Origin of the sequence: Parageobacillus sp. G301 (genome assembly GCF_030268025.1) — a bacterium.
Taxonomy (GTDB): Bacteria; Bacillota; Bacilli; order Bacillales; family Anoxybacillaceae; genus Parageobacillus_B; species Parageobacillus_B toebii.
Genome location: NZ_BSDB01000001.1, coordinates 860368 through 876742 on the forward strand (window position 1 = coordinate 860368; position 16375 = coordinate 876742).

At 41.5% G+C, this 16375-nt stretch carries 16 protein-coding genes; 4 read left to right on the forward strand and 12 right to left on the reverse strand.

What is annotated here, in order from left to right:
• From QSJ37_RS04450 to QSJ37_RS04470, 6 genes are all read right to left on the reverse strand, one after another.
• Window positions 1–495, reverse strand: coding sequence for a (2Fe-2S)-binding protein (locus tag QSJ37_RS04450; protein WP_285754049.1), 495 nt, complete (start codon window positions 493–495; stop codon window positions 1–3).
• Window positions 482–1369, reverse strand: coding sequence for an FAD binding domain-containing protein (locus QSJ37_RS04455; RefSeq protein ID WP_285754051.1), 888 nt, complete (start codon window positions 1367–1369; stop codon window positions 482–484). The genes QSJ37_RS04450 and QSJ37_RS04455 overlap by 14 nt, the downstream gene beginning before the upstream one ends.
• A 28-nt stretch (window positions 1370–1397) precedes the next feature.
• Window positions 1398–1853: an SRPBCC family protein gene (locus QSJ37_RS04460; RefSeq protein WP_205423857.1), complete on the reverse strand. Its 456-nt coding sequence runs from the start codon at window positions 1851–1853 to the stop codon at window positions 1398–1400.
• The gene (locus tag QSJ37_RS04465; protein WP_285754053.1) at window positions 1850–4267 is read right to left on the reverse strand and encodes a xanthine dehydrogenase family protein molybdopterin-binding subunit; all 2418 of its coding nucleotides are present in this window, start codon (window positions 4265–4267) and stop codon (window positions 1850–1852) included. Before QSJ37_RS04465 ends, QSJ37_RS04460 begins: the two co-directional genes overlap by 4 nt.
• Before the next feature lie 67 nt (window positions 4268–4334).
• A complete protein-coding gene (locus QSJ37_RS17935; protein WP_352177029.1) occupies window positions 4335–4475 on the reverse strand; it encodes a hypothetical protein in 141 nt (46 codons plus the stop codon).
• A 70-nt stretch (window positions 4476–4545) separates the two neighbouring features.
• Complete coding sequence (locus QSJ37_RS04470; protein ID WP_285754055.1) at window positions 4546–5313, reverse strand: response regulator transcription factor; 768 nt, start codon at window positions 5311–5313, stop codon at window positions 4546–4548.
• A gap of 413 nt (window positions 5314–5726) precedes the next feature.
• On the opposite strand from QSJ37_RS04470, the gene QSJ37_RS04475 reads away from it, so the two are divergent.
• The 4 genes from QSJ37_RS04475 (at window position 5727) to moaD (ending at window position 8228) form a co-directional block, all read left to right on the forward strand.
• Window positions 5727–5948 (forward strand): hypothetical protein, encoded by a 222-nt coding sequence (locus tag QSJ37_RS04475; protein ID WP_285754057.1) that lies wholly within the window; start codon window positions 5727–5729, stop codon window positions 5946–5948.
• Between the two features lie 174 nt (window positions 5949–6122).
• Window positions 6123–7145, forward strand: a complete 1023-nt coding sequence (gene moaA / locus QSJ37_RS04480) for a GTP 3',8-cyclase MoaA (RefSeq protein WP_285754059.1) — start codon at window positions 6123–6125, stop codon at window positions 7143–7145.
• Window positions 7146–7530: 385 nt separating this feature from the next.
• Window positions 7531–8001: a molybdenum cofactor biosynthesis protein MoaE gene (locus QSJ37_RS04485; protein ID WP_285754061.1), complete on the forward strand. Its 471-nt coding sequence runs from the start codon at window positions 7531–7533 to the stop codon at window positions 7999–8001.
• Window positions 7998–8228 carry a molybdopterin converting factor subunit 1 gene (moaD, locus tag QSJ37_RS04490; RefSeq protein ID WP_015863661.1) on the forward strand — a complete coding sequence of 77 codons (231 nt, stop codon included), beginning with the start codon at window positions 7998–8000 and terminating at the stop codon, window positions 8226–8228. The genes QSJ37_RS04485 and moaD overlap by 4 nt, the downstream gene beginning before the upstream one ends.
• Before the next feature lie 349 nt (window positions 8229–8577).
• Here moaD and QSJ37_RS04495 read toward each other — a convergent pair whose 3' ends face one another.
• The 6 genes from QSJ37_RS04495 to QSJ37_RS04520 all read right to left on the reverse strand — a co-directional run bounded on the left by QSJ37_RS04495 (window position 8578) and on the right by QSJ37_RS04520 (window position 16367).
• The gene (locus QSJ37_RS04495) at window positions 8578–9033 is read right to left on the reverse strand and encodes an OsmC family protein (RefSeq protein WP_015863660.1); all 456 of its coding nucleotides are present in this window, start codon (window positions 9031–9033) and stop codon (window positions 8578–8580) included.
• Window positions 9034–9371: 338 nt separating this feature from the next.
• Entirely contained in the window at window positions 9372–10649 is a 1278-nt protein-coding gene (locus tag QSJ37_RS04500) for a dihydrolipoamide acetyltransferase family protein (RefSeq protein ID WP_285754067.1), read from the reverse strand.
• Window positions 10650–10727: 78 nt separating this feature from the next.
• Window positions 10728–11762, reverse strand: a complete 1035-nt coding sequence (locus tag QSJ37_RS04505; protein ID WP_285754069.1) for an alpha-ketoacid dehydrogenase subunit beta — start codon at window positions 11760–11762, stop codon at window positions 10728–10730.
• Between the two features lie 28 nt (window positions 11763–11790).
• On the reverse strand, window positions 11791–12783 hold the full coding sequence (locus QSJ37_RS04510; protein WP_285754072.1) for a thiamine pyrophosphate-dependent dehydrogenase E1 component subunit alpha: 993 nt from the start codon (window positions 12781–12783) through the stop codon (window positions 11791–11793).
• Window positions 12784–12939: 156 nt separating this feature from the next.
• Entirely contained in the window at window positions 12940–14784 is a 1845-nt protein-coding gene (locus tag QSJ37_RS04515; protein ID WP_089096689.1) for a sigma-54-dependent Fis family transcriptional regulator, read from the reverse strand.
• A gap of 101 nt (window positions 14785–14885) precedes the next feature.
• Entirely contained in the window at window positions 14886–16367 is a 1482-nt protein-coding gene (locus tag QSJ37_RS04520; RefSeq protein ID WP_285754075.1) for a glutamate synthase subunit beta, read from the reverse strand.
• Window positions 16368–16375 lie beyond the last annotated feature (8 nt).

Below are 16375 nucleotides of genomic sequence, written 5' to 3' on the forward strand. Positions count from 1 at the left end.
TCATCTCCTTTCGGCTTCATAATTGTGATTGTTTTCATCAATTGTTTTTTGAATAGCTTTTATAATCCCTTCATAGCCTGTGCAACGGCACAAATGTCCAGATAGCATTTCTTTAATTTCTTGAAGGGTTGGATTCGGATTTTTTTGCAGATAATCGGTTGTTGACATTAAGATACCCGGTGTACAGAAACCACACTGAAGACCGTGACATTCAATGAAATTTCTTTGCAGCGGCGTCAGTTCGCCATCTTTTGTCAATCCTTCTACGGTTGTTATTTCCTGTCCATCTACCTGTACCGCAAAGATAAGACAGCTCCTGACAGCCGAACCGTTTAGGTGGATAGTACAAGCACCGCACACACCATGTTCACAGCCTACATGTGTGCCAGTGAGACCACACTTTTCTCGCAAAAAATCGCTTAGTAACATTCTAGATTCGACTTGTTCTTGATATTTTTTTCCGTTTATTGTAACTTCAATTTCATGAACACTCATCGTTTTCACCCCTTGCTCGCTCGTAGGCTGTTTTTACTGTACGCATTGCCAATTTTTTCGCAAGGTGTCTTCTGTAATCAGCGGTTGCGTGCAGATCTGATTCAGGATTTACGACCCCGTCAACAATATCAGCAATTTTATTTAGAAGCGAGTCAGACAAATACTCCCCTTCCATCAACTCGTTTGCTTCTGCAATCAACAATGGAACTGCATCAACGCCCCCCAAAACCAATCTAACTTTTGAAATGCGATCCTGACTATCGATGGACAATTGACAGGCAGCGGCAACGAGAGCAAAGTCACCGTGGCGCCGTGAAATTTCATGAAATGAATATCCCACTCTTCCTTCTGGCACTGGAATGTGAATTTCCGTCAGCAACTCATTCGGCATAATATCGGTCGTTAAATAAGTGACAAAAAAGTCCTCAACATTTACTTCCCGCACTTCATCCTTAGAAACAATATGAAGTGTTCCACCAAGCGCCATTAATGATAGAGGAATTTCAGCTGATGGATCAGCATGAACAAGACTTCCTCCAAATGTTCCACGATTTCTCGTCTGAACATGACCTATATAAGGAACAGCTTCGCTCAGAAGACCAAGATGTTTACGAACTGCATCTGACATTTCAATTTCAGCCTGCCTCGTTAATGCGCCGATTTTCATTTCGCTACCATTCAACTCAATGAATTGCAAATCTTTCAACTGGTTAATGTCAATTAAGCACTCAGGTGTTGCCAGTCTCATGTTCATAATCGGCACGAGGCTTTGACCGCCAGCAATTATTTTGCCATCAAATCCTATTTCTTCTAAAAGCGAAAGTGCTTCATCTACTGTTTTGGGGCAATAATAATCAAATTTTGCTGGTTTCATGCCCTCCCTCCTTTCTGCCACATTCTACTTAAACGGATTGTTCGCTTTTATCTAGTTCTTTATTAAATTTTTTAAAGAAATCCTGAATGATCAATTTAGCAACGCCGTTTAACATTCTTTGACCGACCATCGCCACTTTTCCACCAACTTCAGCGTCGTACGTATATTGCAACTCCGTTGTATTTTCGTCAATCGGAATGAGGTCCACTGATCCAGTTGCTTTCACACTTCCAGGACCTCCTTCCCCTTTTACAATGAGCTTATAATGGTTTGGTTTTTGAATATCAGCAATTTCAATGGTTGATTCATATTTTCCTTTAACAGCAGCGATTCCAATAGACAATACTGCTTGATATTTGTTCTCTCCAACAGGCTCCAGCTTCGTACAACCCATAATGCAGTTTTTTAGCGCCTGTGGATCAAGTAATACATCCCATGCTTTTTCAATTCCTGCGTTCAATGCCACTTTTCCGCTTCCGTTCATAATAATTCCCCCTGTTTTGTTGACTGATTAATAAGATTCCATACTTTATTAGGTGTTATAGGTAACGAATCAATGATCACGCCGTAAGGTTTCAATGCATCGTTTACTGCGTTGGCAATGACAACAGGCGCACTCATTGTGTTTCCTTCTCCAAGCCCTTTCGCACCAAGTGGGGTAATCGGCGAAGGCGTTTCAATATGTTTGATAGTCACTCTTGGTATTTCTGTTGCTGTAGGGCATAAGTAATCCATAAATGATCCAGTTAAAAACTGACCCTTATCATCGTAGACGAGCTCTTCATACATGGCACCACCAAGCCCGTGCACAAGACCTCCTAAAATTTGTCCGTTGGCAATGAGCGGATTTAGCAATTTACCGGCATCATGGACAGTGTAATAATCAAGAATATGAATTTCACCCGTTTCTGGATCGATTTCCACCGTGACCAAATCGGCTACAAAACCATACGTAACCGACGAGTTAATAAGATCATTATCATCCGGCGGCTCTGCCTGAGCTGTGTAATAGGCTGTTTCATAAATACCTGGCTCCATTCCTTTCGGCAAAGAAAGCGGATTCCAATGTGCTGATCCAGCCACTCGCTTAATGGATATGGATTTGGATGGATCAGTTTTTGAAATAATCTGACCATTTTCAATCGTTAAATCATCTTCGTCAATCTGTAAAAAGTGAGCTGCAATTTTAATGAGCTTGCGCTTTACTTTTTGCGCTGCGTAGTAAACGGCACTTGATCCGAGTGCTGCAAAGCGGCTTGAGTAACTCCCAGATGCGATGGACCAAGCACTTGTGGCCGTATCGAGTTCAGCTACAACGTTAATTTTGTCATGCGGAATGCCTAGTATCTCTGAAACGATTTGGCTTGCGACAGTTTCATGTCCTTGGCCGGTAGGAGTTGTACTGATGCGGACATTTACATTTCCCATCGGATCGATCGAAATCGTCGCTGCTTCCGTACAACCTGATTTTGGTAATCCCGCTTTCCTTTCTTCCGGCGTCAGTGCAATCGTAATGTATCCCATATTGGAACCGGATGGTTCAACGATGACCGCTAAACCAACGCCAAGCAGTTTTCCTTTCTTTCTCGCTTCCATTTGTTTTTTTCGAAACTCTTCGTATTTCCCAGTTTTCAACAACAGATCAAACGCTTTTTCATAATCGCCGCTATCATACACTCCGCCAGATGCAGTTTTGTAAGGGAACTGATCTTTTTTAATTAAATTCCGCCTAATAACATCGGCTGGATCCATTTCTAATTCATCAGCAATTATTTGCATAATCCGTTCAAGAGGAAAATACGTTTCCTGTCCGCCGTATCCTCGGATAAGACCAGTCGGCAATTTATTCGTCATTACCGCATAGGCGTCGATCATTAAATTTGGAATGTCATAGGCGCCTGTTGTATTTGCGTGGTTCCGATATAGACAAGCAGGTTCTGGCGCACGGATATAGGCACCGACGTTGTCCATGATTTTCATTTTTAAACCGAGCACTTTTCCATCATCTTTCACTGCTGCTTCAATGTACGTCACGCGATCTGTGCAACTTGAACTGGCTGCCAAATGTTCCTGCCGATCTTCTATCCATTTTACCGGACATCCTACAAGACGACTGACTACAGAACAAAGTACGATGTAAGGGAATACACCTGCTTTAATTCCATAGCTGCCGCCGATATCTTTTGGAATGATGATCCGCAACCGGTTACTTGGTACTTTTAACGCACCGGCCATAATCGAATGAAGAACAAACGGACCGTGGAAATTCGCATGAACCGTGTAACTATCCGTACTTTCCTCATATTGCGCAATAACACCGTATGTTTCAACTGGTGTTGCGGAATATTTCGGAAAATGAAAGCGGTGTTTTATGATTCTGTCCGCTTGCTGAAATGCCTTATCGACATCTCCATAGTGAAACGTTCGATGATTGGCTATGTTCGAACCGACATTTTCATGTAAAATAGGCGCTCCATCTTCGAGTGCACGCTCAATGTCTACAATCGGTTCGAGCGTTTCGTATTTCACCTTAATTTTTTCTAGAGCATCTTCCGCAATATAACGGTTTTTTGCCACCACAACCGCTACCGGCTCTCCGACGTAGCGCACTTTATCAATAGCAATTGGATAGTATTTGACAGGCGCGCTTACTCCAACACTGAAAGGATTTAACAATGGTTGAACATCCTTGCCTGTCACTACCCCTTTTACTCCCGGAATTTCCAATGCTTCAGAATAATCGATGGAAATGATCTTTGCATGAGGATGAGGACTTCTTAAAATAGCCGCATGAGCTGTATTAGGCGGTGTTCCGATATCATCGATATATTTTCCCTGCCCTGTCAGTAGTCTTTTATCTTCTATACGTGTTACCATTTTACCAATCACTTTACTCATTTCACTTACCTCCTTCCTAAGAAGCTGCTCATAGACTTCTGGTGTATCAATATCGCCCAGGAATGGTTTAGCAAAACAGATTGTTTAAGAACAATTTTAAAACATATCTCGCGTCTTCATCGTCTAAAAGCCTAGTGAGCTTCCGGTCTTCTGAAATAAAACATTTTGCTCCCGTTTTTTGATAAGTAGAACCTTCTGTCGAAATGATCGTTCCAAGTACACCTGAAAGTCCTTCCTTTCTGCAACTCTACAACGTTCTAATTCTTTTTTTATAGCAATCACGACTTCACCCCCCTTTCCTGAAAATAGAATTGATCCCGATACTCACTCGGTGTTTTTCCTACAATTTTTTTGAAGGTGGTCGCAAAGTAGCTAGGATTAGAAAATCCCGTATTATGAGCTATGATTTCAATCGGCAGACTGGAAAACCGAAGTAAACTTTTCGCTTTCTGTACTCTAACAAACGTCAAATATTCCACAAATGTCATACCGACTTCTTCTTTAAATAATCGGCTGAAATAGGATGGACTTAAGTATACCTGATCCGCCACCTCTTTTAATGTAAGAGAGTATCCATAGTTCATCTGAATGAACTGAATAGCACTTTCAATCGGATTTTTTAAATCCGAAGAGAATTTACTATTTCCATTGATAGTTTGATTGATCTCTCGATTGAGTCCCATAGGCAAAACCCGATCAAGCGTTTCATACAATTCATTTTTGGAAAGCGGTTTCAATAAATATGCAGAAAAACCTGAATTAATCGCCTTCTGCACAAACTCAAACATTTTTAACTGTGTCACAACAATAACTGGCAAGTCCGAATACAATTGCAACGCTGATCTTCCAAATTTAATCCCGTCCATATCCGGTAATGTGATATCCAAAATTAGTATGCTCGGACGATTTTGCTTCAGAAGGATCATACCTCTTTGAGCTGTATTTGCCTCATAAATGGTAAGAAAACGAAATTTACTTTCCTCGATGAATGCTCTAATTTCCTTTCTTGCATATTTATCATCATCAACAATTAATATTTCTGCCATTATTCCCCTCCTTGGTTATATGATAGATAATAACACCTTTCAGTTGTTTTAAAATTTCATTTTTTTATTTTTAAATTTTTTTCTTTTTTTGAATTTTCGGTTTTAATTAATAAAAAGAACCGGCATTTGAGTACAGACAACAAATGACGGATAGTCACCTCTATATAACATTCGATTTTATTTTTCATCATACTAGGATTTCATTGTGTTTATTGCATTTGTTATGTTGCATCCATATAAATAACTTCGATTTTTTACACTAGTTTTGCAACACCATCATGCGTTACAATGTGAGTAACGTCGCAACATTATCTATATATTTTTTATAGTAAACAGGAAAATGTCATAGTTTTGTTGAAAGAGATTTTTAACATGATTGAATTTCGGTCACTGGTTGGGTTATCGATTGTTTCATGCGTCGATCATGTACGGCGGTCATCGCATCCATCATCGTCTCTTTTCCGCTTATGTACCAATCGGCAAAAGCGGGATTTGAGGAAGTGGATAAAATGATTGAAAGGGCAGCCCGTGTCGATAGAGCGAATAAAATATTAAGTTTTTTGGCATATATCGGTCCCACTTGCGAAGAAAGCTATTATTCGGGAGCAATTTTGTCATTTGCCCGCAGTCATTGATATTTGCGAGAAATATTCTAGGAAAGACACAAACGATTTCGACAGCCATTTTGTGTCAATAGAATTGAGAGAAATGAATTTAGCGCAGGCATGGGTGGCCATGATGATGATGTCGTTGTTTTTCTTATATGTGCGAGAATCTTTAAGTCCAATTGAATGAAAGGAGGAGGCGGTATGGGAAAATGTCAATCGGTGATTGTCGACCAATGGAACCGTCCGCTTCGCGATTTGCGCATTTCAGTAACAGACCAGTGCAATTTCCGATGCGTATATTGCATGCCGGCAGAAATATTCGGCCCGAATTTCCGCTTTTTGCGTGAAGACGAATTATTAACAATCAAGGAAATGGTGCTGCTTGCGGAAAGTTTTGCGGAACTTGGGGTGGAAAAAATTCGCATCACCGGGGGAGAACCACTGTTAAGACGCGACTTAGACTTATTAGTAGAACGGCTGGCGCACATTTCCGGCATTCGCGATATCGCTCTTACTACGAATGGGATTCATTTAGTGAAATGGGCAAAACGTTTGAAAGAAGCGGGGCTAAAGCGCGTCAATGTCAGCCTGGACGCGTTAGATGACGAAGTATTTAAAAAGATGAACGGGGTTGGCGTCGGGGTCAAACCGGTGTTAAAAGGGATTGAAGCAGCTCGGGAAGCCGGGCTGGGCGTCAAAGTGAACATGGTCGTCAAAAAGGGAATGAACGACTCGCAAATCATTCCGATGGCGAACTATTTTAAAGAACGAGACATTACCCTCCGCTTTATTGAATATATGGACGTTGGCACGACAAACGGATGGGATTTTTCCCATGTGGTAACGAAAAAAGAAATGTATGAACGCCTGCAGCAAATGCATCCGCTTGAGCCGGTGGAAAAAGCCTACTTCGGCGAGGTGGCAAGCCGCTACCGATATGTTGGCACGAACGTGGAAGTCGGCTTTATCGCTTCGGTGACCGAATCGTTTTGCCGCAGCTGCACCCGAGCGCGCATTTCCGCCGATGGCACGCTGTATACGTGCTTGTTTGCTGCAAGCGGCGTTTCGTTAAAAGAAAAACTGCGTTCCGGGGCCGATAAAGAAGAAATAAAGAAAATGATTGCATCGACATGGAACATGCGGACAGACCGCTACTCGGATGAACGGACGGAGCAAACAGCAAAAACGCGGAAAAAAATTGAAATGTCTTATATTGGCGGATAAACAAACCGGACTTGCTCGTTATGTGGAGCAGTCCAGTTGTTGTTTATTGAGATGCTTCTGTTTCATGAGAACACGCGGAAATAAATATGTTAGGAGAATTAGTTGAAAAGTTGACGGAAAAGTTTGATAATATCACATAGTCGGAACAAGCATGCAATAAACAAAAAAAAAACAGCAGCCAATATTAATATGAACTTTTGCCGCTTGATTTCGTGTTTGTCGAGGGTTGCAAACATGAATCATATAAAGTTATAATGCTGTGAAACGAAGATGATTGGGATTCGCTGGCACAGTTATCTAATATTATTACGTAGGAATCTTCTTCGAAGCTATCTTTCCGATTAATGATGAAGAAAGTTATTTGGTTGATGAGGTGAGAAAAACAATGAATGAACGTCTTTTTATGATTACGGACAAGCCGATTTCCATTGAGAATGTGGTAAAAAAAGTGATGCGCCCCGAAGCCGGAGCAGTGACAACGTTCTTGGGAACAGTGCGCGAATGGACAAACGGAAAGCGGACCTTATTTTTACAATACGAAGCATATGTATCGATGGCGGAAAAAATGCTAGAGCAAATTGGGGCAGAAATTCGCGAAAAATGGCCGGAAACGAAAGTGGCGATTACGCACCGAATCGGCAGGCTGGATATCGGCGATATCGCTGTCGCCATCGCCGTTTCGTCGCCGCACCGTAGCGACGCGTATGAGGCAAACCGATACGCGATTGAGCGCATTAAACAAATCGTTCCGATTTGGAAAAAAGAACATTGGGAAGATGGAACGGAATGGGTTGGCAATCAATTAGGAACGAAAGCGTATCCAACAGGAAAGCCGGAAGGAGAGGATTTACGATGATCACCCTGCTCTTTTTTGCGCATTTACAGGAAGCAATTGGAGAGGAGCGCGTTGTGCTGCCTAACGTTCCTCAAACGGTAAATGCATTAAAGCAGGAAGTAGAAAAGCGTTATCACATTGACCTGAAACAAGTGATGGTCGCGGTGAATGAGGAATATGCCCGAGATGATCAAACACTTCAGCCTGGCGATATCGTTGCCTTTATCCCACCGGTAAGCGGAGGGTGAGAGATTGTTCCAAAATCCTTGGAATCACTTTTTATGTAAAAACAATGGATAAGCGGTTATCATGGAGATATCATGGAATAATAATGATCGCGCTCGTTGCCATTGGATGCCCGATATTTGTTGTAACGAGCGGCGCTATTTAAATGAAGTTAAAACTACTTAAGAAAGGCAATGAATCGGGGCTCTTTTTCCAAAGAGCTCCATTTTCTTTGCCCTGTGGCCGAAACTTTGAAAATAATTTGCATCCCTATTGTTGTGCCTATATCTCGACTAACATCAATCCCCTACCTTAGCTGAGCGCACGAAAAAATAAAGGGATGGCACACATCCACCCCTTTTTTAGATCTTATTATTTCTTGCTCCATTTTGTATCCACTTGAATCCCGGCATCCAGCAAAAGATTCAATACAGGACATCTTCTCTCCACTTCATTTTTCAGCTGCTCAATTCTTTCTTCACTTTCTTCGGTTTGTATATTCACTTGGAAACGAACTTTTTGGAAATGCGTGCGAACGCCTTCTTCCCCCATTAGTCCCCGGGTATCGATGATGCCTGTCGCTTCAAAATCAATTCCCGAGAAAGTAAATCCTAATTCTTTCGCAACTAATGGAATCATCACTCCATTACAACCGTTCAAAGCTGCAACTACATATTCCAGTGGAGTTGGCGCTGCATCCACTCCTCCTAATTCTGCTGGTTCATCCATAGAAAAAGTAGGAAAATTTCGTATAGAAATATTGGTTTTGACGCCTGATTCCCATTTACCTTTAGCGGACACTTTAAACAATGTAGAAGCTTTAGCCATGCCCTTTCCTCCTTTAGTTAAGTAAATTTATCGGAATTAATTAAATTATAAAAAATTAATGTTCGGGTGTAAAGAAAAATTTCAAGTCATATTTTTATTTTCTGAATCAAACAATGAAGATCGTTTTATAATGGAAAAGCCATTTAATCGATAAGGATGATATGATTGTCAAAAGAATAGCGTATACCATTGCAATATGAGACACTTACTTTAAACATGCACCTTTTCTTCCTACCTAAACTAAGCATCTATCATCAGAAAAAAAGAAAGCAATCCGAATTGGACTGCTTTCTTTCCCGAACGCCGTGATAAAAACATTTCCAGCTAAATAATACATGCTACAATAACATTTTATATGGCTTTTCCAGATAATTTTTAATGGTAGTAAGAAATTGACTAGCCGGTGCACCGTCTATCACTTGATGATCAAACGTTAAACTCAATGGTAAAATCTTTCTCTTCTGAATAGCATCTCCTACAAAAACCGGAGTATCTGTGACCGTTCCTACCCCAAGAATTCCTACCTCCGGCGGATTCAATACTGGTGTAAAAAATTCAACACCATATGCACCGAGACTTGTAATCGTAAAAGTAGAACCTTTCATTTCCTCACTGCTTAATTTTCCTTCCCTTGCCCGTACGCTCAATTCCTTAATTTTTTTCGAAATTTCTTTTAAAGAAAGTTTCTCTGCATAAGGGATGACCGGAACGACTAGACCGTTCTCCAATGCGACTGCAATTCCTAAATGCACGGAATCATACGTATGAATATTCCCATTTTGATAAAGACTGTTCATTTGTTTATGGGCACATAATGCTAAAACTGTTGCCCGTGCGATAAAATCGGTGATTGTAAGTTTTATATCCGGTTCGTCTTGCAGCTCTTCCCTTAGTTTTTTCTGTAATTCAAGCAATTCTGTCACATCTGCTTTCATATGAATCGTTAGCTGAGCCGTTTGCTGCAGGCTTGCAAACATTCTTGTGGCAATTACTTTTCGCATGCCGGTTACCGGTTTTACGGTGACGCCTTTTTGTTCCGTTGTGATCTGGCTTGTTTCTGCGATCGTTATCTGGCCTGTTTCTTCGATCGTTTGCTTCTCGCTCACTGGCTGTAAGGATGCTTGTTTTAGTTGAATGGCTTTTTCTACATCTGCTTTTGTTATTCGTCCCTTTGGACCCGAACCTTTAATATTGCTTAAATCGATTCCCGCTTCGCGAGCTAATTTTCTAGCGGCAGGAGAAACGCGCAACATATGTCTAGATGTTTGTCTTAATATTGCTTTTGGTTCGATGGTTCCAACAGACACGGCTACTTCTTGCATTGCTTGTTGTGGTGTTTCTTGCGGTGCTTCATTGGACTGATCACCCGCTTCTTCTCCTTCCTGGCCAATGTAGCCAATTACTTTCCCTACTTCCACCGTTTCATCTTGTTCGACAAGGATCTCTAATAACACCCCATCTTGCGGTGCTTCAATATCTGTCTCAATCTTATCAGAGCTAATAACAACGACCGATTCCCCTTTTTTCACCTTATCTCCTTTTTTCTTTAACCACTCTACAACCGTACCTTCTTTCATACTCATTCCTAGCTTTGGCATGAAGATTTCAACCGCCATTCCTATCTCTCCCCTTTTTCGATTGATACAAGGAATGCGTGTTGCTCAAAATTGCTTTTAGCAACACGCTTGAATTTATTAAACTGCTACAATTGTTTCATCTCCTATCATTTCAGCTACTGCCTGAAGCACCTTTTCTGGAGTTGGCAAGTAAAGATCTTCTAATGTTGGTGAAAACGGAACAGGACAATGCGGAGCAGTAATCATCTTAATCGGAGCATCTAAATAATCAAATCCTTTATCTGCTACAAGAGCAGAAATATCTGTCGCTGCACTGCATCTCGGATTTGCTTCATCAATGATAATCAATCGTCCTGTCTTAGCTACAGAAGATAAAATTGTTTCCTCATCCAGCGGGGACAACGTTCTTGGATCAATGACTTCTGTTTCCAGTCCTCTTGTTTTCAACATATCTGCTGCCTTTAAGGCCGTATGCACTTGTTTTCCGATCGCCACAATGGTCAAATCACTGCCTTCTCTTTTAATATCTGCTTTTCCAAGAGGAATGGTATAAAATCCTTCTTCCACTTCTCCTTTCATGTTATAAAGTGTTTTATCTTCAAAAAAGATGACCGGATCATCATCAAAAATAGAGGCAAGTAAAAGGCCTTTTGCATCAGACGGGGTAGAAGGAACAACGACTTTTAACCCTGGTATATGGGTAAAAAGCGCATATAAACTTTGTGAATGTTGTGCGGCCGCGCGAAATCCAGCACCGTGCATCGTTCGTATGGTTAAAGGCACTTTCGCTTTTCCGCCAAACATATAGCGAAGTTTCGCTGCTTGGTTCATTACTTCATCTAAACAACTTCCGATAAAATCATTAAACATCAATTCTGCAATCGGTCTTAACCCCGTTGCCGCCGCTGTAACCGCTGCACCAATATACCCAGCTTCCGCAATCGGCGTATCTAATACTCTTTCTCTTCCAAACTCTTGAACGAGACCTTTTGTTACACCCATTACTCCTCCCCAAGCTTCTTCATCTTGCAAATGATCAACGGCTGCACCGCCAGCAACATCTTCTCCCATCAAAATAACATTTTCATCTTTGCGCATCGCAAGCTTCATAGCTTCATTAATTGCTTGTGAGAAAGAAATTGTTCTTGTCATAATGGTTTTTACCTCCTAACTTTTATGATTAATAGGATACATAGACATCTTTTAAAAGATCTTCTTCCGATGGGAATGGGCTTTTTTCCGCAAAATCTACCGCTCTCTCAATCGCTTCTGCTACATTCTGTTCTATTTCCAATAGTTCTTGTTCTGATAACAGCTGATTGGAAAGAATATAGTTGCGAAATCTTACGATGGCATCTAACTCTTTTAAATGTTTTTCTTTTTCTTCCGCTGGTTTATACGTTTGTGCATCCCCTTCAAAATGGCCATAATTTCGATATGTTTTACATTCAATTAAAGTTGGTCCTTCCCCATTGCGAGCTCGTGTTATTGCTCTTTCTGCCGCCTCATATACGGCAATGACGTCTTTGCCATCGACTATCTCTCCCGGAATGTTATAAGCGGCCGCCCGGTCTGCAATGTTTTTGCAACTCGATGCGTATTCAAAAGGAGTTGCTTCAGCATAACCATTGTTTTCCGCGACAAAAACAACCGGCAGTTTCCAAATAGCCGCAAGATTGATTCCTTCATGAAATGTGCCGTGGTTATTCGCTCCATCGCCAAAGAAACAAATGGTCACAGCACCTGTTTTCTTCAATTTCGCCGTCAAACCAGCTCCGACCGCCAATGGAAAACCGCCGCCGACTATTCCGTTAGCACCAAGCATTCCCTTTTCTACATCCGCAATATGCATGGATCCTCCTTTTCCTTTGCATAATCCTGTTGCTTTTCCGTAAATCTCCGCCATCATTCCATTCAAGTCGCAACCTTTTGCAATACAGTGGCCGTGCCCGCGGTGTGTACTCGTAATATAGTCTTTTTCATTCAAATGAGCACAAACTCCTACAGCTACTGCTTCCTCGCCGGCATATAAATGAACAAATCCTGGCAAAATACCTTTGCTGAAGATTTCGTGAACTTTGTCCTCAAACTGACGAATTTCACACATTTTCTGATACATCCACTTTGCTTTTTCTTTCGTAATACTCTTGGATTCTGGTTTTGTCACTGTCATGCTTCCATCCTCCTTAATTAAAGTGAATTCTTCTCATTTTCTAACCATGCAAGTAATGTGCCAACAAAAAAACGCTTACAACAATATTGTTGTAAGCGTTTTTAAAAAATTAAATTTTAACTAATCTCATTTTTTCTCATTCTTTCTCATTTTGTCTCATATCAAATGATACTTCTTTAATTTTCGGTAAAATGTACTGCGAGGAATATTCAACTCAGCTGCCGCTCTAGCAATATCGCCTTTTGTTTTCTGCAGCATATCCATAATATGATTTTTTTCAATCTGTTCCCGATAGGATAAAGTTTCTTGATCTGACTTCATATTTTCTCCCTGACTTTCCCATCCAATGAACATCGATTTGAGCTCCGGAATAGATGGAATATGATCTCCATATTCAATTCGAACTCGCTCTAACACGTTAAATAATTCTCGAATATTTCCTGGCCAATGATAGGTCATAAATAGTTGCATCACTTCATCAGGAAAGGAAACAGACCAATTGTTTTTTTGGCAATAGTACTGAATCAAAAACGGTATATCCTCTTTTCGTTCTCTTAACGCCGGAACTTTAATCGGATATACATAAATGCGATAAAATAAATCTTCCCTTAACTTTCCTTCTCTTACTAATTGATATAAATCGCAGTGTGTCGCTGTTATTACTCTCACGTCAATAGGAATTGGTTTCGTTCCGCCAATAGGAATGACTTCCCTTTCCTGCAAAACCCTTAAAAGCGCGATTTGCATTTCCAAAGGTATTTCGCCAATTTCATCGAGAAAAATGGTTCCACCGTTTGCTTGGACAAATTTTCCTTTATGTCCCGTACGTTTCGCTCCCGTAAATGCCCCTTCCACATAACCAAACAGTTCGCTGCCAATTAGTTCCTTTGGTATCGCACCGCAATTAATCGCAACAAACGGGCCGTTTTTTCTGGCACTGTTTTGATGAATAGCGCGAGCAATCAATTCTTTCCCTGTTCCAGTTTCTCCGGTGATATAAACAGTGGCATCTGTTTTTGCTACCTTTTCACAACTTTTTATTACATTTGCAAATGATTTGCTCCTACCGGTTACTCCTTCAAAATGAAATGTCGTAGAAACAAATTTAAAATCATTATTTTTTGCCTTTTGAAGAGTAACTTGATAACCAATAATATCATGATGAATAGAAGAATAAATGGGAGTTTGGGATTTGATAATCCAATGATCGCCACAAACATCTTCCAGCGATCGATCAAGCATGTTTGAAAAGGAAGAGCGCAAACAATGATTCACCCAGACAATACGCCCTTTATGATTGCATATCACTACAGGGGAATTTGTATTTTCCATATTACGACTATACTTAAACAACTCCAATTCATCTTCTTTTGCTTGAATGTGGAATCGTTGCTCGATGGTATATGCCGCGGCAACCACAGTGGCTAAAACATGGTCGTGAAACGGATAATGATTGATGGGGTAAGAAACATCGATAATTCCGACAAGTTCTCTCTTTTCGTCATAAATGGGTGTTGCGGAACAAACCCATTGATGGGAAGCAACGGAATAATGTTCTAAGCCAACAATCGCAATAGGCTCATGGATTCGCAAAGATGTGCCAATGGCATTTGTCCCGACTTCATCTTCTGTCCACTTTACACCTTCCACAAATTTTATTCCTTCAGCCATTTTCATTGTTTGTTTATGTCCCTTTGCATATAAAACATATCCTTCTCGATCGACAAGAAGAAAAATAGACTTGGTTTCTTGAAAATATTTTTGCAGCTTTTCTAAAATAGGTACGGCAATATGAAGCAATCGTTGATTCCTCTTTTTTCTTTCTGCCAGCACATGCGGCTCTAAAATCATCTTTCCTTTTCCGTCATAAGGGTTCACATTTTTCTGGCGACAGAGATGCCATGATTCCGCAATTCTTTTATTCATCCTTGCATGGTCCAAAATTCCTTCACGAACAAAGCGCTGCCAAATTTCGCGTCTAGATGGATCTATGATATTCATATCCATCCCCTCCAACACTGAATATCAGATAATGTTTACATTCGTTTTTTACATGAAAAAATCCTCTCGAAAACCAGTTGTTTTCAAGAGGATTTTCCACATCACGGCAAATTCGTTGTTCCCATTAAGAAACGATCGACTTCTCTTGCTGCTTCCCGGCCTTCGTGAATCGCCCAAACGATTAAGCTTTGGCCTCTGCGGGCGTCTCCGGCCGCAAATACTCCTTCGACATTGGTTGTGTATTTACCGTACGGCGCTTTGACTTTATTGTTGACAGTCTCGACACCAAACTGTTGCAAAATCGGCTGCTCCGGACCTTCAAAGCCGATGGCGATAAATACTAAATCACATGGCCAAACTTGTTCGGTGCCCGGAATCTCTTTAAATATCGCTTTGCCGTTTTCATCGATGATTTTTTCCATTTGAATCGTATGAAGCTCTTTGACTCGCCCGTGCTCATCGCCAACAATTTTTTTCGTCTGAATGCAATATTGCCGCGGGTCAGCACCGAATTTCGCTTTCGCTTCTTCATAGGCGTAATCCAGTGTAAATACAAGCGGATATTGCGGCCATGGATTATTTTCCGATCGTTGTTCCGGCAATGCCGGGTGCTTGCCAAACTGCACAACGCTTTTGCACCCTTGCCTTAATGCAGTCGCAACACAGTCCGCCCCTGTATCGCCGCCGCCGATGACAATGACACGCTTGTCTTTGGCGTCGATAAAGTTGCCGTCGGCAAAGTCGGAATCAAGCAGGCTTTTTGTGACCCCGGTTAAATAATCCATGGCAAAATGAACGCCCTCAAGCTCTCTTCCTTCAATCGCAAGGTCACGATGTTTTTGCGCGCCGATGCATAATACGACGGCGTCATATTGAGAACGCAGCTCTTCGGCGGTGATGTCTTTTCCAACTTCCGTATTGGTTATGAACGTAATCCCTTCTTGTTCTAAAAGCCGAACTCTCCGCTCGACAATTTCTTTTTCTAGTTTCATATTTGGAATGCCATACATTAATAACCCGCCGACTCGGTCAGCCCGCTCGTACACCGTTACCGAATGGCCCGCTTGATTGAGTTGGTCGGCGCAAGCAAGACCGGCAGGCCCAGAACCGACAATCGCCACTTTTTTTCCTGTTCGTTTTTGCGGAATCCGTGGCTGAATCCATCCTTCGGCAAACCCTTTATCAATAATCGCCCTCTCGATTCCTTTGATGGCGACAGCCGAGTCGGAAATCGCTACCGTACAGGAACCTTCACAAGGCGCCGGACAAACCCTTCCGGTAAATTCTGGGAAGTTGTTCGTTTTCAACAACCGCTCGAGCGCCTCTTTCCATCTGCCTCGATAGACTAAATCGTTCCACTCTGGGATCAAATTATGAATCGGGCAGCCCGATGTCAACCCGTTCAATTCCATTCCCATATGACAAAACGGAGTCCCGCAATCCATACAGCGGGCGCCTTGTCTTGCGAGCGTTTCATCGGAAAACGGAAACGTATATTCTTTCCAATCCTCCAGGCGAGAAAGCGGATCACGTTTTGTTTCTGCTTCGCGTGTATATTCCATAAATCCGGTTATTTTCCCCATTTTTCATC